The sequence below is a fragment of the Collinsella aerofaciens genome, assembly GCF_028206995.1.
Lineage (GTDB): Bacteria > Actinomycetota > Coriobacteriia > Coriobacteriales > Coriobacteriaceae > Collinsella > Collinsella aerofaciens_AQ.
Window position 1 is genome coordinate 1 of sequence record NZ_JAQLFL010000019.1, and the last position, 25,208, is coordinate 25,208.

General features: G+C 61.6%; 23 protein-coding genes and 2 tRNA genes. All 25 read left to right on the forward strand.

Translation table 11 applies throughout. The features are described 5' to 3' along the window. Positions 1 to 2: 2 nt before the first annotated feature. Positions 3 to 75: transfer RNA gene (locus tag PMX60_RS09670), tRNA-Ala, on the forward strand. A 75-nt stretch (positions 76 to 150) separates the two neighbouring features. Beyond that, on the forward strand, positions 151 to 2,181 hold the full coding sequence (locus tag PMX60_RS09675; RefSeq protein ID WP_055287417.1) for an ABC-F family ATP-binding cassette domain-containing protein: 2,031 nt from the start codon (positions 151 to 153) through the stop codon (positions 2,179 to 2,181). After that, positions 2,168 to 2,464 carry a hypothetical protein gene (locus PMX60_RS09680; RefSeq protein WP_164473297.1) on the forward strand — a complete coding sequence of 99 codons (297 nt, stop codon included), beginning with the start codon at positions 2,168 to 2,170 and terminating at the stop codon, positions 2,462 to 2,464. Before PMX60_RS09675 ends, PMX60_RS09680 begins: the two co-directional genes overlap by 14 nt. Before the next feature lie 9 nt (positions 2,465 to 2,473). Next, positions 2,474 to 3,157: a site-2 protease family protein gene (locus PMX60_RS09685; protein ID WP_271747750.1), complete on the forward strand. Its 684-nt coding sequence runs from the start codon at positions 2,474 to 2,476 to the stop codon at positions 3,155 to 3,157. Between the two features lie 84 nt (positions 3,158 to 3,241). Continuing rightward, the gene (locus PMX60_RS09690) at positions 3,242 to 4,054 is read left to right on the forward strand and encodes a segregation and condensation protein A (protein WP_271747751.1); all 813 of its coding nucleotides are present in this window, start codon (positions 3,242 to 3,244) and stop codon (positions 4,052 to 4,054) included. 11 nt (positions 4,055 to 4,065) lie between these two features. Next, positions 4,066 to 4,794 carry an SMC-Scp complex subunit ScpB gene (scpB, locus tag PMX60_RS09695; RefSeq protein WP_271747752.1) on the forward strand — a complete coding sequence of 243 codons (729 nt, stop codon included), beginning with the start codon at positions 4,066 to 4,068 and terminating at the stop codon, positions 4,792 to 4,794. Positions 4,795 to 4,816: 22 nt separating this feature from the next. Then, on the forward strand, positions 4,817 to 5,743 hold the full coding sequence (locus PMX60_RS09700; RefSeq protein WP_271747753.1) for a pseudouridine synthase: 927 nt from the start codon (positions 4,817 to 4,819) through the stop codon (positions 5,741 to 5,743). Between the two features lie 66 nt (positions 5,744 to 5,809). After that, positions 5,810 to 6,496: a (d)CMP kinase gene (gene cmk / locus PMX60_RS09705; protein ID WP_271747754.1), complete on the forward strand. Its 687-nt coding sequence runs from the start codon at positions 5,810 to 5,812 to the stop codon at positions 6,494 to 6,496. Between the two features lie 3 nt (positions 6,497 to 6,499). Beyond that, complete coding sequence (locus tag PMX60_RS09710) at positions 6,500 to 7,228, forward strand: lysophospholipid acyltransferase family protein (protein WP_271747755.1); 729 nt, start codon at positions 6,500 to 6,502, stop codon at positions 7,226 to 7,228. 2 nt (positions 7,229 to 7,230) lie between these two features. Then, positions 7,231 to 8,130, forward strand: coding sequence for a 4-hydroxy-3-methylbut-2-enyl diphosphate reductase (locus tag PMX60_RS09715; protein ID WP_271747756.1), 900 nt, complete (start codon positions 7,231 to 7,233; stop codon positions 8,128 to 8,130). A gap of 2 nt (positions 8,131 to 8,132) precedes the next feature. Next, the gene (locus tag PMX60_RS09720; protein WP_271747757.1) at positions 8,133 to 9,575 is read left to right on the forward strand and encodes a DUF512 domain-containing protein; all 1,443 of its coding nucleotides are present in this window, start codon (positions 8,133 to 8,135) and stop codon (positions 9,573 to 9,575) included. Between the two features lie 10 nt (positions 9,576 to 9,585). Further along, positions 9,586 to 10,920: a ribosome biogenesis GTPase Der gene (gene der / locus PMX60_RS09725; RefSeq protein ID WP_006236029.1), complete on the forward strand. Its 1,335-nt coding sequence runs from the start codon at positions 9,586 to 9,588 to the stop codon at positions 10,918 to 10,920. Then, the gene (gene plsY, locus PMX60_RS09730) at positions 10,913 to 11,596 is read left to right on the forward strand and encodes a glycerol-3-phosphate 1-O-acyltransferase PlsY (RefSeq protein ID WP_006236028.1); all 684 of its coding nucleotides are present in this window, start codon (positions 10,913 to 10,915) and stop codon (positions 11,594 to 11,596) included. The genes der and plsY overlap by 8 nt, the downstream gene beginning before the upstream one ends. Before the next feature lie 9 nt (positions 11,597 to 11,605). After that, on the forward strand, positions 11,606 to 12,613 hold the full coding sequence (locus PMX60_RS09735) for an NAD(P)H-dependent glycerol-3-phosphate dehydrogenase (RefSeq protein WP_271747758.1): 1,008 nt from the start codon (positions 11,606 to 11,608) through the stop codon (positions 12,611 to 12,613). An 18-nt stretch (positions 12,614 to 12,631) separates the two neighbouring features. Further along, positions 12,632 to 13,303 (forward strand): ribulose-phosphate 3-epimerase, encoded by a 672-nt coding sequence (rpe, locus tag PMX60_RS09740; protein WP_196031248.1) that lies wholly within the window; start codon positions 12,632 to 12,634, stop codon positions 13,301 to 13,303. Between the two features lie 6 nt (positions 13,304 to 13,309). Next, complete coding sequence (locus PMX60_RS09745) at positions 13,310 to 14,488, forward strand: cysteine desulfurase family protein (RefSeq protein ID WP_271747759.1); 1,179 nt, start codon at positions 13,310 to 13,312, stop codon at positions 14,486 to 14,488. After that, positions 14,485 to 15,294, forward strand: a complete 810-nt coding sequence (locus tag PMX60_RS09750; protein WP_271747760.1) for a Nif3-like dinuclear metal center hexameric protein — start codon at positions 14,485 to 14,487, stop codon at positions 15,292 to 15,294. Before PMX60_RS09745 ends, PMX60_RS09750 begins: the two co-directional genes overlap by 4 nt. Beyond that, a complete protein-coding gene (locus PMX60_RS09755) occupies positions 15,291 to 16,010 on the forward strand; it encodes a zinc ribbon domain-containing protein (protein ID WP_035138469.1) in 720 nt (239 codons plus the stop codon). Before PMX60_RS09750 ends, PMX60_RS09755 begins: the two co-directional genes overlap by 4 nt. Positions 16,011 to 16,012: 2 nt before the next feature. After that, positions 16,013 to 17,227 (forward strand): bifunctional phosphopantothenoylcysteine decarboxylase/phosphopantothenate--cysteine ligase CoaBC, encoded by a 1,215-nt coding sequence (gene coaBC / locus PMX60_RS09760; RefSeq protein WP_271747762.1) that lies wholly within the window; start codon positions 16,013 to 16,015, stop codon positions 17,225 to 17,227. 80 nt (positions 17,228 to 17,307) lie between these two features. Beyond that, a tRNA-Pro gene (locus PMX60_RS09765) sits at positions 17,308 to 17,384 on the forward strand. A 912-nt stretch (positions 17,385 to 18,296) separates the two neighbouring features. Next, positions 18,297 to 19,121: a DUF6273 domain-containing protein gene (locus PMX60_RS09770; protein WP_271747763.1), complete on the forward strand. Its 825-nt coding sequence runs from the start codon at positions 18,297 to 18,299 to the stop codon at positions 19,119 to 19,121. 139 nt (positions 19,122 to 19,260) lie between these two features. Further along, complete coding sequence (locus tag PMX60_RS09775; protein WP_271747764.1) at positions 19,261 to 20,439, forward strand: competence protein CoiA family protein; 1,179 nt, start codon at positions 19,261 to 19,263, stop codon at positions 20,437 to 20,439. An 865-nt stretch (positions 20,440 to 21,304) separates the two neighbouring features. Further along, positions 21,305 to 23,194, forward strand: a complete 1,890-nt coding sequence (locus PMX60_RS09780) for a DEAD/DEAH box helicase (protein ID WP_271747765.1) — start codon at positions 21,305 to 21,307, stop codon at positions 23,192 to 23,194. Positions 23,195 to 23,551: 357 nt separating this feature from the next. Next, a complete protein-coding gene (locus PMX60_RS09785; RefSeq protein ID WP_271747766.1) occupies positions 23,552 to 24,394 on the forward strand; it encodes a DUF6273 domain-containing protein in 843 nt (280 codons plus the stop codon). Between the two features lie 145 nt (positions 24,395 to 24,539). Then, the gene (locus PMX60_RS09790; RefSeq protein ID WP_271747767.1) at positions 24,540 to 25,043 is read left to right on the forward strand and encodes a DUF192 domain-containing protein; all 504 of its coding nucleotides are present in this window, start codon (positions 24,540 to 24,542) and stop codon (positions 25,041 to 25,043) included. Positions 25,044 to 25,208: the final 165 nt, after the last annotated feature.

Here is a 25,208-nt window from a genome sequence, read left to right on the forward strand (position 1 = left end):
ACGGGGGCGTAGCTCAGCTGGGAGAGCGCTTGACTGGCAGTCAAGAGGTCAGGGGTTCGAATCCCCTCGTCTCCACCCGAGCATTGAATGAGGCTCCAACGCAAGTTGGGGCCTTTTTTCATATAGGCACACAAGGTCAAAGGCGGCACCATGATCCTCCTGGTCGACAAGATCGAAAAAAGCTTCGGCGCGCGCGTCCTCTTTAGCGGCGCGTCCTTCCAGATCAACCCCGGCGAGCGCTTCGCGCTCGTGGGCCCCAACGGCGCCGGCAAAACCACCATGCTCAAGATCATCATGGGCATCGACAGCCCCGACGCCGGTCAGGTCCAGTACGCTAAGGACTGCCAGGTAGGCTACCTGGAGCAGGAAACCAACCTGGAGCAAAAGGACACCACCATCCTTGCCGAGGTCATGGCCGCTGCCAAGGAAATCCGCCGCATGGGCGAGCGCGCCAACGAGCTACAGGCCCAGATCACCGAGCTATCCGAACAGGGAAAGGACGTCGACGCACTCCTTAACGAGTATGGCCAGGTCCAGGACCGCTTTGAGCACCTGGGCGGCTACGAGCTCGAGAGCAACGCCCGCAAAATCCTGTCCGGCCTGGGCTTTAAGGTCACCGACTTTGAGCGCCCGTGCTCCGAGTTCTCGGGCGGCTGGCAGATGCGTATCGCGCTGGCAAAGCTCTTCCTGCGCCACCCCGACCTGCTGCTTCTAGACGAGCCCACCAACCACCTGGACCTCGAGAGCGTCCAGTGGCTGCGCGGCTTTATCGCCAACTACGACGGCGCCGTCCTCATCGTCAGCCACGACCGCGCCTTCATGGACGCCTGCGTCGACCACGTCGCCGCACTCGAAAACCGTCGCGTGACCACCTACACCGGCAACTACAGCAGCTACCTCAAGCAGCGCGAAGACAACCTGGAGCAGATGCGCGCCAAGCGTGCCGCCCAGGAGCGCGACATCGCCCACATGCAGGTCTTCGTCGACAAGTTCCGCTACAAGCCCACCAAGGCTGCCCAGGCTCAGGAGCGAATCCGCAAGATCGAGCAGATCAAAAAGGAGCTTGTCATCCTGCCCGAGGGTCACAAGCACATCGACTTTAAGTTCCCCGATCCGCCGCGCTCCGGCGACATGGTCGTGGGCCTCGAAGGTGTATCCAAGTCCTACGGCAACAAGCACATTTACAGCGACATCGACCTCAAGCTCTACCGCGGCGAGCACGTGGCGCTCGTCGGCCCCAACGGCGCCGGCAAGTCCACGCTCATGAAGATCCTCGCCGGCCTGGAGCCTCCCACCACCGGCACCCGCGATCTGGGCACCAACGTGGGCGTGGCCTACTACGCCCAGCACGCGCTCGAGGGCATGACCGAGTCCAATACCGTACTGCAAGAAATCGACACCGTCACGCCCAAGTGGACCGTGCCGCAGCAGCGCAGCCTGCTGGGCGCCTTCCTATTTAGCGACAACGACGCAATTGAAAAGCAGGTCCGTGTCCTCTCCGGCGGCGAAAAGGCGCGTCTGGCCCTGGCAAAGATGCTCGTGGCCCCCGAGGCGCTCCTGTGCCTGGACGAGCCCACCAACCACTTGGACATCGACTCGGTGGACATGCTCGAGAACGCCCTGCAAAACTTCCCCGGTACCATCGTGCTAATCAGCCACGACGAGCACCTGGTGCGCGCCGTGGCCAACCGCGTGATCGACATCCGCGATGGCAAGGTCACGGTCTATGACGGCGACTACGACTATTACCTCTACAAGCGCGAGGACCTCGCGGCCCGCGCCGCCGCCGAGGCGGCAGGGGAGGACACACCGGCCACGACCAAGGCAGCCAAGCCGACCAGTTCCGCCCAGCCCAGCGTCGCCGCCCCCAAGCCTGCCGAGGGCAAAAAGACCAAGGAGCAAAAGCGCGCCGAGGCCCAGGCCCGCGCTGCGCTCAACAAAAAGCTCAAGGGCGTGCGCAACCAGCTCAAGAAGATCGAGACGGAGCTCGATAAAAAGCGCGCCCGCTATGACGAGCTTATGGAATTGATGGCAAGCGAAGAGCTTTATGCCGATCAAGATAAGTTCAATGCCGCGCTGGGGGAATATAACGGCCTTAAGCAAGAGCTTCCCAAGCTCGAGGATGAATGGCTGGAGCTTTCCACCCAGATCGAAGAGGAGACCGCGCGTGAACTCTCGTAAGGCCGCTGCCGTGGCGATGAGCATCATCGCCATCGCGTGCCGCATCTGCGGCATCTTTATGAGCGCGATGACCGTGCTGCTGTGCTTTAGCGGCCTCACCGCCAAGCTGCAGATCGTGGGCTTTGTCGTTGAGCTTTCGCGTGCGTTGCCGAGCGCCATCGCCGGCTACGGCGTCATCACATCGCCCTTTGGCGGCGTGTTCCGCCTGGATTACGCCATCGTCGCGGTAATCCTCTTTGTGGCCGACTACCTGCTCACGCGCGCCTCGCGCCGCGTCCGCTAGGGGATCGATATGTCCAGCAGCTACCTCATGAACCTGCTCGCTAGCGCCGTCGCCGTCATCGTGGGCATCGTTATCCACGAGAGCGCACACGCCGCGGCGGCCTGGGCGCTCGGCGACAAGACGGCCCGCTCGCGCGGCCGCGTCTCACTCAACCCGCTCAACCATATCGACCCGTTTGGCACCATCATCCTGCCGCTGCTGATGCTTGCCGCCGGCGGTCCCGTATTCGCCTTCGCAAAGCCCGTGCCCGTCTACCTCAACAACCTCAAGCACCCCAAGCGCGACGAGGTCCTGGTGAGCGTGGCCGGCCCCGCGTCGAACATCGCCCTCGCGTGCCTCGCGGCCGCCCTCATGCACGCAACGTACGGCAACCTCTACACCAGCATGTCCTTTGCCGTGGCATCACAGATCATGAACTTCGGCGCCACGTTCATCGTGGTCAACCTGTCGCTTGCGTTCTTCAACCTCATCCCGATTCCGCCGCTCGATGGCTCGTCGATCATCGTGCCGTTCCTCAATGGCAAGGCGCTCAACAACTATTACCGTCTACAACAATACGCCATGCCGATCCTTATCATCGTGCTGTACCTGCTGCCCATGTGGACCGGCATCGACGTGATCGGGCGGTATTTCGACGTTACCGTGTATCCGCTGGCCGAGTGGCTGCTCAACTTCGCAATCGCCGGCATCTAAGGTAAACTTACAGGTCGACAGTGCAATACGGTCGTAACATGCACCCAAACCGCGCCGCGAAGGCGCCGTCAAAGGAGGTCGAAGATGTCGTATCGCGTGTCGACGCAGGTCTACAGCGGACCGTTCGACCTGCTGCTGCAGCTGGTAACCCGCCAAAAAGTAGATATCGGCGCCATCTCCATCAGCGAGGTGGCCGAGCAGTACCTTGCCGAGGCCGAGCGCATCGAGGCGCTGGATCTGGACGTGGCGAGCGACTTTTTGCTGGTCGCGGCAACCCTTTTGGACATCAAGGCTGCCTCTCTGGTGCCGCAGGAGGCCCCGCGCAAAGTCGATAACGACGATGGCGAGTTCGACGAAGACCTCGAGGAGCTCAGCGCGCTCGACGGCGACGCCTTGCGCGAGGTCCTGATCCAGCGCCTGATCGCCTACAAGCAGTTTAAGGGCGCGGCGGCGGCCCTCGGTGCCCGCATGCAGGCCGAAAGCCGCATGCACCCGCGTGTGGCCGGTCCCGACCCGGAGTTTTTGGGCCTAATGCCCGACTATCTGGCCGGCATCACGCTGCGCGGTCTCGCCGTCATCTGTGCCGACCTGGACGGCAAGCGCCAGACCTTCCTGCTGGAGGCCGAGCATGTGGCGCCGCATCGCGTGCCGCTCGACCTGACCGTGGCCTCGGTCGACCGCTTTACCATGGCGCACCAATCTTGCACCTTCCGCGAGCTACTGGACGGCGATGCCACCACCGAGCAGCTCGTCGTCACCTTCCTGGCCATGCTTGAGCTCGCCAAGCGCGGCTCGCTCACGCTGAGCCAGGACGAGATCTTCGGAACCATCTGCATCAACCGAGTCGAGGGAGCCGAGGCATACGTGCCCGGCGAGGGCCCCGAGCTCACCGAATAGGAGCCGCAACCATGTCAACCCTTTCCACGCTGGAGGCAAACAGCCTCAAAGGCGCCCTCGAGGCGCTGCTGCTGGTGTCGAGCGACCCGGTGAGTGCGCCCGCGCTGGCCGGTGCGCTCGATATCGCCCCCGGCGAATGCGCGTCGCTGCTCGCCGAGCTCAAGGTTGAGTACGAGGAGGCCAACCGCGGCTTTCAGCTGCGCGAGGTTGCCGGCGGCTGGCGCCTGTTCACGCACCCCGCCTACCACGACGTGGTCGAGGCCTATGTGTTGAGCTGGGACACGCAAAAGCTGTCCCAGGCGGCGCTCGAAACCCTGGCCGTCATCGCATACCACCAGCCCGTAACGCGCGAGGTGGTCAAGGGCATCCGCGGCGTCAACTCAGACGGCGTCATTACGTCGCTCGTGGACAAGGGTCTGGTGCGCGAGCTCGGCCGCGATCCCCAGCGCGGTCAGGCCATCATCTACGGCACGACCAACGCCTTCTTGGAAAAGTTCGGCCTGCGCTCCACCCACGACCTGCCAGACCTGGAGCAGTTTGCCCCCGACGAGCAGTCGCGCCAGTTTATCCGCGAGCGTCTGAGCGGCCGCAGTATTCAGTCCACGCTCGAGGAGCAGGCCGAGGACCTGGACGAAGAGCGTGAACTGCTCGATACCGATGTTGAGGATGTTGAGGCAGTCGAGGGCTTGGAGACCCTGGTCGTCGACGAGACCTCGGAGGATTTGCATGACGAGGACTAACGAAGTAGGGGAGACGTGCGCCATGGGCAACGCAGCACCCGCAACCGACGCCCAGCCCGTTTACCCGCACACTATGCGCCTGCAGCGCTTTTTGGCGCGCGCGGGCGTGGCGAGCCGACGCGGCTCGGAGGATCTAATGACCGCCGGCCGCGTGACCGTCAACGGCGAGGTCGCGACCGAGCTGGGCACCAAGGTCGATGTCGACCGCGACTATATCGAGGTCGACGGCATGCCCGTCAAGCTCAACCAGGGTGCCGTCTACCTGATGCTCTACAAGCCGACCGGCTACCTCACCACCATGAGCGACCCGCAGGAGCGCCCTTGCGTGGCCGACCTGGTTCCCCGCGACCGCTTTCCGGGACTTTTCCCGGTGGGCCGCCTGGACCGCGACACCACGGGCCTTTTGCTCTTTACCACCGACGGCGAACTGTCACAGGACCTGCTGCACCCGAGCAAACACGTCTACAAGACCTACCAGGCACTCGTTGACGGCGAACTGTCCGACCGCGATCTCACGCCGCTCCGCCGCGGCATCGAGCTCGACGACGGCCTCTGCCAGCCGGCAATCTGCCGCGTCATCACCGCACGCGAGGCCGAGGCCGTAGCTCCCCAGGGCGTCAAGCCCGGCACCACCGCCGTGGAGGTCATCATCCGCGAAGGCCGCAAGAACCAGGTCAAGCGCATGCTGAGCAAGATCCACCACCCGGTGATCCGCCTGCATCGCTGTAACTTTGCCGGCCTGGAGCTCAAGGATGTGGCCAAGGGCTCGTGGCGCGAGCTCACCGACCGCGAGGTGCAGATCCTCAAGGCCGGCGGTATCCCACCCAAGCAGGCGAGCGCCAAACGCGGTGGCAAGCCTCAGGAAACCCTCGCCAGCCGCACGCGTCACCACGGCAGCCACGGCTCCGCACCCAAGCGCAACACCTACCGCGAGCGATACACGCGCTAGGCAACCCGCCGCGCCCCAACGCCCGCGAACCATACCAGCACGTCAATCATCGAAAGGAAGCATTGCATGATCGTCGCCATCGACGGCCCCGCCGGTTCCGGCAAGTCCACCATCGCCAAGGAGATCGCCCGCCAGCTGGGCTTTAACAAGCTCGACACGGGCGCCATGTATCGCGCCGTCACCTTCGCCGCGCTCGACCGCGGCATCGACTTGGATAACGAGGCGGCCATCGACGCCCTCGCCAAGCAGATCGAGATTCGCTTTACCAACGGTACCGGCGAGGACACGCGCCTGACCATCGACGGCCAGGACGCTTCGGCCGCCATTCGTACCCCGCAGGTCGACGCCAACGTGTCCAAGGTCTCGGCCTACCCGGGCGTGCGCACCGCCATGCTCATCCATCAGCGCCTTGCCGCCGAGGACCGCGATATCGTGGCCGAGGGTCGCGACATCGGAACCGTCGTGTTCCCTAACGCGCAGGTCAAGGTCTTCCTGACGGCCGACCCGCGTGAGCGCGCCCGTCGCCGCGTGCTGCAGCGTCACCAAAACGATGCCCAGCCGCTCACGTCCGAGCAGCTCGAAGCCGAGGTCGACGAGACCCTCGACGCCCTTAAGCAGCGCGACAAGCTCGACAGCAGCCGCGAGGTCGCCCCGCTCGTGCCCGCCGAGGACGCCGTGCACGTCGACTCCACCGCCCACACCATCGACGAGGTCGTCTCGATAATCGAGGACCTCATTAACCAAAGGAGGTAGCCCATGCGCCTGTTTAAGCAGACGCCCGAGGACTATTACAACGCCCCCTACGCCGAGTTCCCGGCTCTCATCCGCGGCACTGTCGTCGTGGTTATGGCCATCCTTTGGGCCTTCTCCAAGCTCATGTGGCGCTGGAAGGTCGAGGACGCCGATCTTCTGTTTGAGCGCCAGGAAGGCCGCGGCAGCGTGGTCATCTGCAACCACACCTCGATGGCCGAGCTCTTGGCCGTGGAGACGGCGCTGTTCTTTGGGGGCCGCCGCATTCGTCCCATCTTTAAGTCCGAATTCGCCAAGAGCAAGATCGTGCGCTGGGCCTTTAGCCGCGTGGGCGGTATTCCCGTCGAGCGCGGCACCGCCGACATGAAGTGCCTGCGCGCCGCCCAGCATGCGCTGCAGCGCGGCGAGGACGTCTTGATCTTCCCCGAGGGCACGCGCATCCGCTCGCGCGAGATCAAGCCCGAGGTCCATGGCGGCTTTGCGCTCATCGCCCAGATGGGCAAGGCACCCGTCAACCCGCTTGCTATCTGCGGCTGGTCCGATATTACGCCTGCGGGCAAAAAGCTCATGCGCCCTAAAAAGTGCTGGATCCGTGCCGGCAAGGCCATCTCGCTATCCGATGCACCGGCCGAGCTCAAGCGCAAGGAGCGCCTGGCATGGTTTGAGTCCGAGGCCATGAACCGCGTCTACGCTATGCGCGACGACCTGTGCGCCGAGCATCCGGGAAGGTTCTAACCATGAGCGAGAATGTAACGAACACCGCCGCGACTGCGTCCGACCAGGCAACCGCGCCTACCATCGAGATCGCCGCCCACGCCGGCACCTGCTACGGCGTACAGCGTGCGCTCGATATGGCGCTGGCCGCCGCGCCGCAGGCAGGGGAGAGCACTCAGGTCCATACTTTGGGTCCGCTCATTCATAACCCCATCGTGGTACGCGAGCTCGCTGAGGCAGGCGTTGGCTTGGCCGAGAACCTGGATAATGCCGCAACCGGCACCGTGATCATCCGCGCCCACGGTGTGGTGCCGCAGGTCATCGATGCCGCTCGCGAGCGTGGCCTTAACGTCATCGACGCCACCTGCCCTTACGTCAAGAAGGTTCACGTGGCAGCCGAGCGCCTGGTGCGCGAGGGCTACCACGTGGTGGTCGTGGGTGAGCCGGGGCATCCCGAGGTCGAGGGCATTCTGGGTCACGCCGGCGACGATGCGCAGGTCGTGAGTTGCGCCGCTGATGCGGACGCGCTGTCGTTCAAGGGCAAGGTGGGCTTGGTTGTGCAGACCACCCAGACCGCGCAGAACCTCGCCGAGGTCGTGGCTGCCATCACCCCGCGCGTGCAGGAGCTGCGCGTGATCAACACCATCTGCGCCGCCACGAGCGAGCGTCAACAGGCAGCAGCCACACTTGCCAAACGCTGTGATTGCATGGTCGTCGTGGGCGGCAAGAACTCGGGCAACACCCGCCGCCTGGCTCAGATTTGCGCAGACGCCTGCGAGCATACGCATCACATCGAGGAAGCTTCCGAAATCCAGGCCGCGTGGTTTACCGACGCTCACCACATCGGCATCACCGCCGGAGCCTCCACCCCGCAAGAACACATCGAGCGCGCCGTTGCGCGCATCAAGGAGCTTTGCCGCTAACCATGGACCAGACCGTACCCGCATACGCCGCCGAGGTGGCCGATTACGGGCGCAGCCGCGACCCCGAGCCGGGTGAGGGCGCGCTCGTTAAGAACGTGCGTCCCGAATCGCCCGCATGGGATGTGGGTATCGAGCCGGGCATGCGCGTGCTCACGGTCAACGGTGAGGCGCTCACCGACATGATCGTATGGCTTTGGGAGGCCGACGACGACACCGTTGATTTGGAGGTATTCGACCCGCGCGACGGCACCGTCACCCCCGTCGAGCTCGACCGCTTCCCGGGAGAGGACTGGGGCCTGGAGTTCGACGGCCCCATCTTCGATGGCATGCGCACCTGCGTAAACGCCTGCGTGTTCTGCTTTATGACGATGCTCCCCAAGGGCGGTCGCTCCACGCTCTACATCCGCGACGACGACTACCGCCTGAGCTTTTTGCAGGGAAACTTTGTCACGCTCACGAACCTCACCGACGAGGACGTGCAAAACGTCATTCAACGCAACATGAGCCCCATGAACGTGTCGGTCCATGCCGTAAGCCCCGACGTCCGCCGCCGCATGATGGGCCGCAACGCCCAGCGCGGCATGGACGTGCTCGAGACCATCATGGCCGCTGGCATTGAGATTCACGCGCAGATCGTGTTGTGCCCCGGCATGAACGACGGCGAGGAGCTGCAAAAGACTCTGCGCTTTTGCGAGGAGCACGAGCAGATCACGAGCCTGGGCATCGTGCCGTTGGGCTTTACCAAGCACCAGAATCGCTTTACTTGGTCATACAGCGACAAGCCCGAACTGGCGCGCGAGACCATCGCCATGATCAGGCCCTTCCAGGATCGAGCCTTCGAGCGCTTTGGCCGCCACACCTTCCAGATGAGCGACGAATTTTATCTGGACGCCGGCATCGATCCTCCCGAGGCGGACTTTTACGACGGTTACCCGCAGTACTACGACGGCATCGGCATGATCCGCTCGTATCTGGACGAGACCGACGACGTGCTCGCTGCCGATGCCGAGCGACTGGCCCGCGTCCGCGAGGCCATCGCCGCCCGCAGCCAACACCTGCTGTGCCTCTCGGGCGCCAGCGCACGCGACACGGTGGCCCGCTTTGTGGAATCGCCCAAGGGACTCGCCGGCACTGTCACGGCCATCAAGAACCGCTACTTTGGCGGCAACGTGGACGTGACCGGCCTCATCGTCGCGTGTGACATTCTGGAGCAGCTGCCGCAGGACCTCTCGGGGGTTATGCTCTTTGTGCCTAAGCTCATGTTCAACGCTGACGGCATGACGCTTGACGAGTATCATCGTGACGATTTACTCGCAAGCCTTACCAGTCGCGGCGCCGAGGTTCATGTGGTGTCGACCATGCCGCATGAGCTGCTCGATACCCTGGAGCACATCCTTGGCATTGTGCCCGCGGACTCTATCATTTCCACTGACCCTACCCATTAAAGGAGTGCAGATGAAACCTATCGTCGCCGTCGTCGGACGCCCCAACGTGGGCAAGTCCACGCTCGTTAACCGCCTGGCCCAGACCTCGGACGCCATCGTCCACGAGTCCCGCGGCGTCACGCGCGACCGCTCGTACCACACGGCCGATTGGAACGGCCGCGAGTTCACCATCGTCGACACGGGCGGCATCGAACCGCTCAAGAGCGATGACGTCTTCGCCACGTCCATTCGCGACCAGGCCCTCGCCGCCGCCGAGGAAGCCGCCGTCATCCTGTTTGTGGTCGACGGCCGCACCGGCGTCACCGAGGAGGACGAGTCGGTCGCTCGCATGCTCAAGCGCTGCGACAAGCCGGTCTTTCTGCTGGTGAACAAGCTCGACAACCCTGATCGAGAGAACGACAGCATCTGGGAGTTCTATTCGCTCGGTATCGGCGAGCCCACGCCGCTCTCGGCCCTGCACGGCCACGGCACGGGCGACCTGCTCGACGACATCGTGGCCCTGCTTCCCGAGGAAGAGGACGAGGTCGCCGATGAGTTCCCCGACGCGCTGAACGTCGCCATCATCGGCCGCCCCAACGCCGGTAAGTCTTCGCTGTTCAACCGAATCCTGGGCGCCGACCGCTCCATCGTCTCGAACATCGCCGGCACCACGCGCGACGCCATCGACACAGTCGTCGAGCGCAACGGCAAGCACTACCGCATGGTCGATACCGCGGGAATCCGCAAGAAGAGCACCGTGTACGAGAACATCGAGTACTACTCCATGGTCCGCGGCCTGCGCGCCATCGACCGCGCCGACGTGGCGCTACTCGTCGTCGACGCCTCCGTGGGCGTTACCGAGCAGGACCAGAAGGTCATGGGCTTGGCCATCGAGCGCGGCTGCGCCATCGTTGTGCTGCTCAACAAGTGGGATCTGCTCGACGACGACCGTAAGCGCGAGGCCTGCATGGAGACCATCGACCGCCGTCTAGGCGTCATGGCTCCCTGGGCCCAGTACCTGCGCATTTCGGCCCTGACCGGGCGCAGCGTCGAGAAGATCTGGGCAATGGTCGACGCTGCCGAAAAGACGCGCTCGCAAAAGATCAGCACCTCGCGCCTCAACACGTTCCTCACCGACCTGCGCGAGTTCGGTCATACCGTGGTGGACGGCAAGCGCCGCCTGCGCATGCACTACGTGACCCAGACGGGCGTCAACCCGCCGACGTTCACGTTCTTCGTCAACCACAGCGACTTGGTCAACGACACCTACCAGCGCTATGTGGAGAACCGCATGCGCTCGACCTTCGACTTTGCCGGCACGCCCATTCGACTCTTCTTTAGAAAGAAGGAGCAAAAGGATGCATAATCCGATTCTGCTGACCGCCATCTGCGCCGTGGTCTCGTTCTTTATCGGAGCGATTCCGTTTGGCCTGATCTTGGGCCGCGTGTTCAACCACACGGACATTCGCAAGGCGGGCTCCGGCAACATCGGCACCACCAACGCGCTGCGCGTGGCCGGCCCCAAGGTGGCCGCGCTCACGCTGCTGCTCGACTGCCTTAAGGGCGCCATCTGCGTCCTTATCGCGCGTCCGCTCATTGCCGACTTGGGCTATGGCTTCCCCGTGAGCATTATGGCCCCCGGCGCCGCCGGCGACTGGATGCTCGGCGTCATTTGTCTGGCAGCGGTGTGGGGCCATATCTTCTCGCCCTACCTCAACTTCCATGGAGGCAAGGGTATCGCCGTGGGTCTGGGCGTTATTCTCGCCTGGTACTGGCCCATTGGTCTGTCGCTGCTGGGCATGTTTATCGTGGCCGTCGCCATCACCAAGTATGTGTCGGTGGGATCGCTTGCCGCTGCCATCGGCCTTCCCATCGCTGCTTGCGCGGTCTTTCCGTACAGCAGCCTGGGACTTAAGTTTTGCATGGCGATGATCGGCATCACCGTGGTGTGGGCCCATCGCGCGAACATCAAAAAGCTCATGACCGGTAAGGAGTCCAAGCTCTCGTTTACCAAGCGCGTCACCGAGCCCGACGATAAGTAGGAGAGAGTCATGAATGTTGCGCTAATTGGCTCTGGCTCCTGGGGAACCGCCGTCGCCGGCCTTGCCGCCGCGCGAGCCGAGCGCGTGACCATGTGGGCCCATGGCAAGCAGACGGCCGCCGGCATCAACGGCGAGCACCGCAACCCGCGCTATCTGGTGGACTACGTGCTGCCGGAAAACGTTGTCGCTACGACGGACCTGGCCCAGGCGCTTGACGGCGCCGAGGCCATCATCTTTGCCGTGCCCTCCACGCACCTTCGCAGCGTGTGCCACCAGGCCGCGCCCTTTATCGCCGCCGATACCCCGGTGCTCTGCCTCACAAAGGGCATTGAGCCCGAGTCCGGCCTGCTCATGAGCGAGGTCATCGCCAGCGAGATCGGCAACGAGGCACGTGTCGCGGCTCTTTCTGGCCCCAACCATGCCGAGGAAATCTGCCGCGGAGGTCTTTCTGCCGCCGTCATCGCCAGCGAAGATCCACAGATAGGGGAGACCTTTAAGGACCTGCTTCTGTCAACGGCCTTCCGCATCTACCTGTCGCAGGACATGACCGGTGTCGAGGTCTGCGGCGCCATGAAAAACGTAATCGCCATCGTGTGCGGCATCTCCGCCGGCACCGGTGCGGGCGACAACACGCTCGCCCTTATCATGACACGCGGCCTGGCAGAGATCAGCCGTCTGGTGCACGCCCGCGGCGGTCAAGCTATGACCTGCATGGGACTTGCCGGCATGGGCGACCTCATTGCCACCTGCACCTCGGAGCATTCGCGCAACCGCACCTTTGGCTACGAGTTCGCTCATGGCGTGTCGCTCGACGAGTATCAGACGCGCACGCATATGGTGGTCGAAGGCGCCGTCGCGGCCCGCAGTGTCAGCGAGCTCGCCCGTTCACTGGGCGTAGACATTCCGCTCACCTTTGCCGTGGAGCAAACGCTCTACAACGGTGTTACTTTGGATAGGGCGCTCGAGATCCTTACCGACCGCGTCCCCTCTCAAGAGTTCTACGGACTCACCGACTAACGCAGAAAGGCTTCTACCATGGGTTCCATTAAAATCGCTCCGTCCGTCCTTTCGGCCGACATGGCCAACCTCAAGGGCGAGCTCGACAAAATCGCCGGCGCCGACTACGTGCACTTCGACGTTATGGACGGTCACTTTACCGGCAACCTCACCTTTGGCGTTGACATCCTCAAGGCCGTCAAGCGCTCCACCGATGTACCGGTCGACGCGCACCTGATGGTGTCGAACCCCGACGAAACGGTCGATTGGTACGCCGACGCCGGTGCCGACATGATCACCGTGCACTACGAGGCCTCCACGCACCTGCACCGCACGCTCACCCATCTGCAGCAGCGCGGCGTCAAGGCCGGCGTGGTGCTCAACCCCGCCACCCCCGTGTGCGTACTCGAGAGCATCATCGACGTCGTCGATATGGTGCTGTTGATGAGCGTGAACCCCGGCTTTGGCGGCCAGAGCTTTATCCCCGGTACCATTGCCAAACTGCACGAGCTCAAGGCCATGTGCGAGCGCCACGGCGTTTCGCCCATGATCGAGGTCGACGGCGGCATCTCTTCCAAGAACATCGCCGAGGTTGTCAAGGCTGGTGCCAACGTTCTCGTGGCCGGTTCCGCCGTATTTAAGTCCGAAGATCCCGCCGCTGAGGTTGCGCTGCTGCAGAAGCTGGGCAACGAGGCTGCACAGGAGGCATAAATCCTTATGACCGCAGGTCAAAACCGCATACCCGTGAATCTTGACTATGCCGCCTCGACGCCCATGCGCGCCGAGGCGCGCCTTGCGCAGCGCGAATACGACGACAGCGAGCTTGCCGGCGTCAACCCCAACTCGCTGCATTCGCTCGGCCGCAAGGCCGCTGCGCGCCTTGAAGTCGCGCGTCGCGAGATTGCCCGCAGCTTTGGCGAGCGCGTCCGTCCGTCCGAGATCATCTTGACCAACGGCGGTACCGAGGCAAACCAGCTGGCGCTCCTCGGACTTGCCGAGGGCGCCCGTCAGCGCGATCGCAAGCGCGACCGCGTGATCGTGTCGGCGATCGAGCACGATTCGATTCTGGACAACCTGCCGCTGCTGCGTGCCGCTGGCTTTACCGTCGACCTGGTGCAGCCCTGCCGCGCGGGCTACATTGAGCCTGCCGCGCTTGTCGAGCTGTTAGGCGACGACGTGGCACTCGTGAGCATCATGGTTGCCAACAACGAGACCGGCGTGGTGCAGCCCATCCGCGAGCTTGCCGCGGCCGCGCATACCGTGGGTGCCCTGTTCCACACCGATGCCATCCAGGGGTATCTGCATATTCCGCTCGATGTCACCGAGCTGGGCGTCGATGCTATGTCCGTCGCCGCCCATAAAATTGGCGGTCCTGTGGCATCCGGCGCGCTCTACCTTAAGAACCGCACGCCGCTGCGCCCGCGCATCTTTGGCGGCGGACAGGAGGCCGGTCGTCGTGCCGGCACGCAGGACCTGCGCACGCAGCTTGCCTTTGCCGCTGCCGCCCGTACGCTGGCGCCCCATGTGGCCCAGGAGCGCGAGAAGCTGCAAGCCCTTTCCGACAAGCTCTATGCCACGCTTACGGCCCATCCGCGCATTCACGCCACCATGGGCGACTACACGCAGGCCGACCGTCTGCCCGGCATGGTATCGATCTACATTGACGGCATGGACTCCGAGGAGCTCATCATCAAGCTCGACGCTGCCGGCTTTGAGGTATCGGCAGGCTCGGCGTGCTCGAGCGGCAGTATGGACCCCAGCCACGTTTTGAGCGCGATGGGCATCGGTCGCGAGCAAGCTCTCGGCGCTCTTCGCATCTCGTTCGATGACCGCGTGAATCCGGACGATCTGGACGAGTTTGCCCAGACGCTGCTCTCGATCGTAGGCGCCGCATGATCGTCGCCGAGCTTGAGCGCGCGCTGCTGGCACGCTATCCCAAGACTGATGCCGAGAGTTGGGACCATGTTGGGCTATCTGTGGGAGATCCGGCCGCGGAGATTACCGGCGTTGTCTGCGCGCTCGATGCGACCGAAGCCAATGTGCACCGCGCCCAAAAGGCCGGCGCCAACGTGCTGCTGACGCATCATCCCATCTATATCAAGGCGCCCGAGGCGTTTTGTCCAGCGGATGCCACTCGCCCCCAGTGCAGCGCGGCACTCTATGAGGCGGCCCGTTGCGGCGTGAGCATCATCTCGCTCCACACCAACCTGGATCGCTCGCACGAAGCCCGCCTCTGCCTGAGCGAGCTGCTGGATGCCGCACCCGTGAGCTCACTGGAGCACGTGGACGACCCCGAAGCCACCGGCCTGGGCGCGCTTGCAACGCTTAACGACCCCTGTAGCCTGCGCGAGCTCGCCGCCCGCGCCGCAACGGCATTTGGCAGCGACCCGCGCGTGTGGGGCAATGCCAAGCACACTTGCAACACCATCGCCATTTTGGGCGGCTCCCTGGGCGACTTTGGCGAGCTCGCCATCGCCGCGGATGCGGATGTCGTCGTGACGGGCGAGGCGGGCTACCACGTGGCGCAAGACCTTGCCTTGCGCGGTCTGGGCGTCATCTTGCTCGGCCACGACCGCTCTGAGGAGCCGTTCGTTGATATATTGATGAACTCTGCAGTTGACGCCAGGGTCGACCCCCGTCATGCGATTAAAATACTGAACCCTTGCCAATGGTGGACTGTGACAAAAGGAGAGAACTTATGAGCGCCGGCGCTACGCTACTCAAGCTGCAACAGATCGATTTGGAGCTCGCCCGCAACAAGAGCGAACTTGCCAATATGCCGGAGCTCAAGGAGCTCGCTTCCAAGCGCAAGACCTACGTTAAGCTCAAAGCCGAGATGACCAAGCTCTACGCCCAGCGCAAGGACCTGGACATCGAGCTCGACGATCTCAACACCACCGAGATTCAGACCAACAACGCCATCGAGGCTGCCAAAAAGCGTCACGTCGACGGCTCCGACTACCGCGAGGTTCAGGACCTGGAGAATGAACTCGCTACCCTGGCCAAGCGTCTGGACAAGATCGAGCACACCCGCAAGGACGTCGTTGTCGCCCATAAGGAGGCGCTCGACCGCGAGGCCCGCGCGCAGGCCATCATCGCCAAGTTCGAGGAGGGCGTGAAGGCCGATACCAAGGCTGCCCGCGCCAAGGCTGCCGACCTGCAGGCTCAGATTGACGCCGCCACTAAGGAGCGCACCGCGCTTGCCGCCACGCTGCCGGCCGACGTGCTCACCGACTACGAGCGTCTACTCAAGCAGTTCCGCGGCCTGGCCGTCGAGACCATCCAGGGCAACATCCCCACGGTCTGCCACACCGCGCTGCAGGCATCGTCCATGAGCGACCTCAACCACGATGGTAGCGAGATTACGCACTGCCCGTACTGCCACCGCCTCCTGGTGCTCCCGAGCAAGGAAGCCTAGCGATGACGCCGGCATCCAACAATTCAATGCAACTTGAGGGAAAAACGATCCTGCTGGGCATTACCGGCGGGATCGCCGCCTATAAGTCGTGCAACATCGTGCGCCTGTTGCAAAAGCGTGGCGCGCGCGTCAAGGTCGCTATGAGCGAGCATGCCACCGAGTTTGTGGGCCCGCTCACCTTTCGTGCGCTCACCAACGAGCCCGTTGCCGTGGGCCTATTCGACGACCCCTCCGACCCCATCCACCACATTTCGCTGGCGCAGGAGCCCGATCTGGTGGTCGTGGCGCCCGCGACGGCCAATATCATCGCCAAGATGGCCAACGGCATCGCCGACGACCTCATCTCCACCACGCTGCTGGCAACGCCACGACCCATTGTGATCGCGCCGGCCATGAACAATGGCATGTGGAAAGCGCCGGCGACGCAGGCCAACATGGCCACGCTGCGCGACCGTCGCGTCCATGTGGTGGGGCCCGGCAGCGGCTACCTTGCCTGCGGCGACGTGGACACGGGACGCATGAGCGAGCCCGAGGACATCGTCGAGGCCGTCTGCCAGGTGCTCAACTCCGCACCTCAGGATCTTGCGGGCAAGCGCATCGTGATCACCGCCGGCCCCACGCACGAGCCGATCGACCCCGTGCGCTTTATTGGCAACCGGTCGTCGGGCAAGATGGGCATCGCTCTGGCGGGGGAGGCCGCTCGCCGCGGTGCTGCGGTCACGCTTGTGCTGGGGCCGACATCGCTCGATGTTCCTCGCGGTGTGGAGTGTTTGCGCGTACAGACCGCCGCAGAGATGTTGCAGGCGGCACTGGGCGCCTTTCAGACGGCCGATGCGGCCATTTGCGCGGCGGCCGTCGCCGACTACACCCCCGCATCCCCTGCCGACCATAAGCTCAAAAAGGCCAACGAACGCCTGGATCGCATCGAACTAGTCGAGACGGTCGATATCTTGGCCGAGCTTTCGCGCCAAAAGGGAGAGCGGTGCGTGATCGGCTTTGCGGCCGAGACCGATAACGTCGTGGAGTACGCGCAGCGAAAGCTCGCCCGCAAGGGTTGCGATGCCATTATCGCTAACGATGTCTCGCGCGCCGATTCGGGCTTTGGAACCGATACCAACAAGGCCTGGATCGTGAGTACAGCGGGCACGCAAGAACTTCCCGTGCTAACAAAACCCCAGCTCGCAGATACAATTTTGGACTTGCTTCAAAATTTGTAAAAAAGTTCTTGCACAAGGACAAAGTTTCGGGTTAATATACTCCCTGTTGCGAGCGAGAGCAGAGCAACAAAGAAAAGCTTCGGGACGTGGCGCAGCTTGGTAGCGCACTTGACTGGGGGTCAAGGGGTCGCTGGTTCGAATCCAGTCGTCCCGACCAGAAGTTTGCAGGTCAGGCACCTAGTGCCTGACCTTTTTTTATCAGGAATCAACAAGGGAATCAAAAAAGAATCAACGGCTGTTTTTTAGCTAATAAGGACATGCCCATCTACCTGCGGGTTTGTAGAATCGTGATTTTAATGGATCCCCCCTCCACTTCTATTCCACATTTCGGAATCCATTGATTCCGCATATGCGGTCTATTTACTCTATTTGGTCTACATATGCGCAATCTATTTACCTGCGCCTACCTACTGCGGCTACTTGCGCCGTGGACACAAGCCGAAAGTCCTCAAAATCGATGCAAGACGGGCCGCGATCGGTGCGCCCTCGGCAGATGGCCGCAGCCGCGCCGATCGTATTCATTTCAGATATCGTTATGACCGAGCAAAACCCTAAATAAGGGCCTCATCGGGTGTATGTCCCAATGGGGTCCGCTCAGACAGCCAACAGCCCCTCAAATCGCTTCTGAGGCTCCGGGGTAGGGGATAGCTGATTGGTATCCGTATGTTTCGGCCAGTATTCACTCCACCGTATAGTTGGTCAGTAGGACCTCAGCTACGGGCCTGTGCTTCCCGTTGACGATATAGGCATGATTTGCGGGGCTGACGTGGCAGTCCGCCCAAAGCGCCCGATTAACTCATTGCTCCGGTAGTCGTTGCTGTCCCATGATGAGATATGTTGACTAATGCCGCAGCGGCACGTTGCGGGTTGGCCGGTTCACTCCATCGTACGCTCCCGTATGCAATATCAATCCCCATACGAAGGGAGTGTCGCAAATGCATGCAGCGGCAATTAACCTTCGAGGGGGGGGGTATCTCCTAGAGGTACTCTTCTCCGAGGCCAGTCAATTATCGAGTACGTCCTGATCATCGCAATCATCGGCCTGGTCATCGTGTTCGCAGGGCCCGGCGTGGCCGGTGCCATCCGAAACCAGTTCAACCTGGTCGGCAACACGGTGAACAATGGGACGGTCGGCGGCACCGAGGGCGGCGGCGCGTCCGGTGGCGGCTCCACAGGCACCGCTTCCGCTACCGTCCAGGCGGCTGTCGCCAAGGACGCCAAGGACTGGACGCTGGATGAGCAGGAAGCGGTTGCCAAAGACATCGCCAAAAACGGTATATCGTCTATCGCCTACGCCAAGGCGAAGGCCGCCATGGATGCCGGCACGAGGTTCTCGATGAAGCTGACGAACGGCGAGACGCTCGAGTACCGCATCATCGGCATCGATCATGATGACCTCGCCGACGGCTCCGGCAAGGCGGGTCTGACGTTCGAGGCGACCAACACTGCCCTGTCTGCCCAGAGAATGAATGCCACGAACGCGAACGCCGGCGGCTGGGATAGGTCTGAGCTCCGCGGTCGTCTCAACACTGATGACCTCTGGTCGCTCCTGCCTTCTGAGCTCCAGTCCAAGGTGAAGTCTGTTACGAAGATGACCGACAACCAGGGCGGTGGCAAGGCGGGCACCCCCTCGGCCACGACGGACAAGGTGTTCCTGCTCTCGACGACTGAAGTCTACGGTGACCTCGACCACGATGGCACCCAGTACGAGTACTACAAATCCAAGGGCGTGACGACGTCGAACTACTCCGGAGCTTCGTCGAGTAGCTTTCACTGGACTCGCTCCGTTAGTCCGGACTACTCCGCGGGCTTCCGCGGTGTCAGTAGCGTTGGCTGCTGGGGCCACAACGCCGCGGCGTTCACCAACGACGTGTTCCCCGCTTGGTGCTTCTAGTCTGTCTAATGTAAAGCCCGCACATTCCTGTGTGGGCTTTTCTTTTGCCGAACGACCCTGATTGCCGCAGCGGCGACCGCCAGCCAGAACAATTCGCCTCATATACGTTGTTTCAAAACACGACATGAAATGGGGTTCTATGGCTTCGAAATGCAAAGGACAAGGCGTGCCGTTCGGCTGTGACCCGCAAACTGATAGGTTTGTATGGTTGAGCTCGGTTCCGCTCGACAGGTACGGAGAGCGCTGCGGGCTCGTCTGCCCGTCCTGCGGCGGCAAACTGCAGGCCGTGCGGACTGCGACCAATACGCCTCACCCGTACTACAAGTGCTTCAGGCACTCATCGCTGTCCTCGTGCGGCGGCTGTTTCGAGTCGCAGCTGCATAGGGCTGTTAAGTCTCTTTTGGCCGACTCGGTCGGCAGGGAGTTCCGCCTCCCGATGGTCTCCTTGGCGGACGCAGCTCCGCACGCGTCGAGGATATGCGATTCCGGGCGATGGAGCCGTGATTGGCGGCAGACTTTCGAACAGGAAAACCGCTGCGTCTATCCGGAAATCTGGGTACCGTATACGGCGAGAAAATGCACTATCGAGGCTGTTGAGCTTGAGACGACTCAGGAAAACGGCTTACGCCCTGATGTCATCCTGACGCTGAAAGATAGCCGAGGTAATCTCGGCAGGGTTGCGGTTGAAATCCGCGTGAAACACCAAAAGTCGCTGGAAGACGTAGTGAAGTTCAGCGAGATTGGCCTGGATGTCATCGAGATCTACCTTGACGGAATAGATTTGGCCTCCGAGGATTGCGAATCCCTACTCCAGAGGACCGTATTCGGTGACCTATCTTCGAGATGCCGGCGCGACAGGCGTCGCGAATGGCTTTGGACTGCTAGGGCCATATCGGCGCTGGAGAATTACCATCCCTATGTAGATCAATCCGGATTTTCTAAAAGCGAAAGGGCTCGGTTTCCATATATCGGCAGGCATGCACACATTGCCGTGCTAAAGGCTACCACGAAGCAGGATTGGGGCCATCAGCCTCGCCTGGCTTGGGAAGATTTGACCATGCTGTGCGACATCGTTGACGAAATCGATAGGGAGGCCGAGGCCGAAGCTGAAGGATCGGAGTTCGATTCCTTCGGAACGATTGATCCGGATGCGGAATCGTCCGATATGGCTGACGGGCAGGAAGATCGAGCTGTTCAGCCAGATGAGACCGTGGCCGATGGGCCTGATGGCCCTACCTCTGGTAAATCGAAAGGGAAAGCTGACAGGAAACGATGGTGGCAGCGCAAACCCCTGAGCCGATTCCTGAGCAGATTTTAATAGCCGCGTTGCCCAACCGCCCAGTAAAACACACGGGGCGCCCCCAAAAAGGCGCCCCGCAGTATCGCCAGTTGTTATTATTGTTTTTCATCCCACGCATCGCAAACTTACTGCGTTCCATATCATCCTTCTTCTTATTTCTGCCCGTCTACCTGTTGGCAGCGGCGTTATCAACGCCATGCCGCCATACAATCCTCACCTTAGCCGTGGTTTATCCACTGCACGATTAGACTCCCCTCATTATTCTCGCTTTCCTTGTTTCTGCAGCTGACACACGCGAAACCGCCTCTGTTCGGCAGCGGTGCAACGTCTCCACACTTCATTCAAATCCCAAGACAAATCTTCCCGTGCGTTATTTGTCTACCTGTTCGTCTATCTAGCCGCTATTGTTCCTACCGTTCGTTTTGAGCCATCGCGTTGCGCAAACCTACGCTATATGCATATCGCCCTGTCGCCTTCACGACAGCAGAATATCGCCCGACCGACTATTCTTGACCTATCCGGTTGCCTGCCGCGCGACCCGATGCCTGATCAGCATCGGCAAGCGCCGAGCGCGGAGGACGTGGCTACTAAGGGCCTGAAAGAGTCCGCAAGTGCTCAAACATGGCGAAAGGGCGCAAAGGATGACGGGATCCATTTCGGATACCGAGTACCCAGATGGAATCGGTCTAGGCGGTTTTAAGCAGACTACGTCTCCTGCCGATGGTCGATGTCGGGAGCGAAAGGGTCTTTAGGGTTTCGAAATCCGAGTGCCGTATCGCCGCCTGGTCAAGGGACCGGATTTCATGGCCGAGCTGCCGCGGATCAAAAACGCTGATTACCCATACCACGATTCGCGGCAAGGCCTCCATGGGATAGGAGTCACATGTCCGCTAGCGGTTTGCAACTGAGGGATTATCAAGCGGAATGTATCGGCATAATCGACAATCTGGATAGCGGTGCCCATTTGGTGCAGATGGCGACCGGGTTGGGCAAGACCGTCACGTTTGCGAATATCCATCGCCACGGCCGCATGCTGATTCTGTCGCACAGGGACGAGTTGGTGGCGCAGCCGGTCAAATACTTTGATTGTCCCGTAGGCATCGAGAAGGCCGGGCGTCATTCGGACGGCGAGCCAGTTGTATCCGGCTCGGTCCAGACGCTGTCGCGCGGCACCCGTCTCCAGCGGAACTTTAAGCCGGGCGATTTTGACCTCATCGTGACCGACGAGGCGCATCACGCCCTGGCGCCCACGTACCAGAAGATTGTCGATTACCTGCAGCCCCGCCTTCACATCGGATTCACCGCGACCCCGAACCGTGGCGACGGTAGGGGATTGGATGATGTCTTCGAGGATATCGTCTTCCAGCGTGATCTACTATGGGGCATACGCCACGGCTACCTCTGCGATATAGACTGCATGCAGGTGGAGGTCGAGTGGTCGACCAAGGGCGTGAAGCGCGTGGCGGGAGACTTCCAGCTGAGCGCACTGAACGATGCCGTGAACCGCCCGAAATCGAACGCGCAGGTGGCCGAGGCCTACCGCCAGTTCCATCGAGGCCAGACCCTCATCTTCGCCTCGTCGGTTGATCATGCCTATGCGCTGGCCGACCTCATCGAGGGCGCCGTGGTCGTTGACGGCAAGACGCCGATGGACGAGCGCCGCCAGATTATCGCCGACTTCACCGACCGAAAGATACCCGTAATCATCAATTTCGGCGTGTTCACCGAGGGAACCGACATGCCCCTTATCGAGACGGTCCTGCTTGCGCGGCCGACCAGAAACTCGACCCTCTACACGCAGATGGTCGGGCGCGGCCTGCGCCTCTACGAGGATCCTGAAACGGGATACAAGAAGAAGGACCTGCTGCTGATAGACTGCGTGGGCGATTCGGATAGGAACGATATCTGCACGGCTCCGAGCCTGATCGGCATCGACCCGAGTGAGCTCGACGAAAACGAGCAAAGGGCCGTTCGCGGGACCTTGTCTGGCATGCGCGATCGTATCGAGGCGGCCGAGGACACCCCCGAGGGCTGGGTGCTATCCGTCCGCAAGATTGACCTCACCGCTTCCAGCCAGAACATCGCCTGGATTCGCCGCGCGGACGGCTCCAAGGTCATCCGCGGTGTCGGCTGGTCGGTCCGCATGCATGCCCCAGATATCCTCTACCATGTTGCGGTCGACTTCATCGGCAACCAAAAGACCGTCCGCGAATACGATGACGAGGCTACAGCCGAGGCCGCGGTGCGCCGTTGGCTCGATCACTATCCTGTTCCCTCTCGCGATAGATCCCTGTGGGACACCGAGGTTGTCAAAAAGTGGGGCGACAAGCCCGCCTCGAGCGCCCAGATTGGGCAGATAAAGCGCATGTTGGGCGATGATGCCGAGGGCATCGATATCGAACACCTCACGAAGCGCGAGGCGACGGCGGTGCTGGACAACGCATTCGAGAAACAGGAGAAGGTCTTCGCCGACATGTACGGCCTGTGCCCCAAATGCGGCCAACCGTTGAAGCTCACCAAGAACAGGAAATCTTTTACCTGCACTACGAACCATTGGTCAAAGGATGGCGCATGGACTCTCGTCTCGGGATGCGGAACGACTTTCAAGGTGAGGGCGGACGGCCATTGCGTGAAACCTGCTGACCTCGAGTCGATTCGCGAAAACGGTTTCTACGTATGGCGCGGCAAGAAATACGCCTTCGAGCCGGCCCGATACCTCGGCGATTTCAGCTGCATAAGATGCATCGGCGAAGCCGATGCTGATTCCAAATAACTTCACCGGCGTCGACTCAGCCTTACCGATTTTGCGTCCTATCAATTCGCCGGCCCTCGACGACCAGATTGATTTTCAATACCATGCTCTCACCGACTGATTTCTTCAGTCATCTTCTTCACCCTCGATGCACCGTGGCGATCTTGCCGCAGCGGCAAAGTCGAAGGAACGAGTTTTGCAGTGAGTAGACTAGCCTTGGTTAAAGGCAATTTTATCGAGAGGAATCATGCATGGGTGCAATGGGGTTTTCTCTCGGGGGGGGGTATCTCCTAGGAATACCCGCCGCCCGAAGGGACAGTCGAGTACGTCCTGATAATCGCCGTCATCGGCCTGGTGATCGTGTTCGCAGGACCCGGCGTGGCCGGAGCCATCCGCAACCAGTTCAACCAGGTCACGAACACGGTCGACTCCGGTACCGAGGGCGATAACTTCATCTCGGCCGAGGAGAAGGCGTACAAGGAAGCGATGAAGACCGTCGTGAACAAGGACGCTAAGGACTGGACGCTCGATGAGCAGAAGGCAGCCGCCACCGATATAGCGAAGAATGGCACCTCCTCGGTCGTCTACGCCAAAGCCAAGGCCGCGATGGATGCCGGCACCAAGTTCACGATGAAGCTCACCGACGGCAAGACACTCGAGTACCGAATCATCGGCATCAACCACGACGATCTCGCGGACGGCTCCGGCAAAGCGGGGTTGACGTTCCTCACGACCTCGACGAATATCAGCTCCCGCATGAACGCCACGGACACCAATGCCGGCGGCTGGGAGAAGTCCGGGCTCCGCGCCAAGATGAACTCCGGCGAGATCTGGAGCCTGATGCCGAGCGACTTCCAGTCGAAAGTGAAACCCGTCAAGAAGCTCACGAACAACGTCGGCGGAACCGACGTGAACGCCTCCGTGACGGCCACCTCGGACAAGCTGTTCCTGCTCAGCTATTCCGAGATCGTCCCTACCTCCTACTGGGCATCCAGCTATTCCTGGACCTCCTCCGAGGGAACCCAGTACGAGGCCTTTAGGGGCAAGGTCTTGAATAATAATTCGGCCAACGATTGCCTGAAGATTGGCGGCTATTGGTGGGAGCGCTCGGTGTATCCGAGCTACAAAGCGTCCTTCCTCAGCGTCCACAGCAACGGCAATCCGTCGTCCCATGATATCGTGACGGACACCTACTCTGTGCTTCCTGCCTTCTGCTTCTAGCTCTATTTGCATCTGATATTAAGCCCCTGCATCTCGCGGGGGCTTTTCTTGTGGCAACCAATTGCCGCAGCGGCAAATCACCCTCGTCATCCGCCATGACCCCTATCTTCAAGACATCATCGTTTTGATTCGAGAGGATGTTTTCATGGCGGATAGCGAGGCGCGTCTATTCGATACAACGGGAAAGAGCATCGGCACCTACAGGCTCGAGGTGATGGACACCTTTTGGAAGCGTTTCATGGGACTGATGGGACGCGATGACGTCCCGATCGGTAATGCCGCCCTGTTCCGCAAGTGCTCCTCGATCCACATGTTCTTTATGAAGGTCCCCCTCGATGTCATCTGGTATGGGGCGGCAAGACCTGACGGTCGCGTGCCGGTGCTATCGGTCTCGAGGGACGTAAAGCCTTGGCAATTGTCTTTCGGCCCGAAGCACACGCATGGATGCCTCGAAGTCGCCGCCGGCACCGTCCCCAAGAATCTCGATGCAATCGAAATCGAGGCCGCATCGTCCGACCGACCGAAAACGACTGTTGCTCCCCCCGACTACCGAGACATCGTACGTGACCGCATCCAGGTGACCAGATGCGATGATTCCATGGCTCATCTCGGTGGCGCGGCCGCGCTGCTTCATGGACGCACCTTCTAACAAGCGCAACGGAACAGACGCGCAATATCCTGAAGCCCGCGCAACCCAGCGCGGGTTTTTTCTTCGTCATTACCCCTTCTTTCATCGTTGCCGCAGCGGCAAGGCGTCGTGGGAGATTCCGGGGACTCGGTATGCTCTGTCTGAAAAGACCCCGCATTCCGAAAG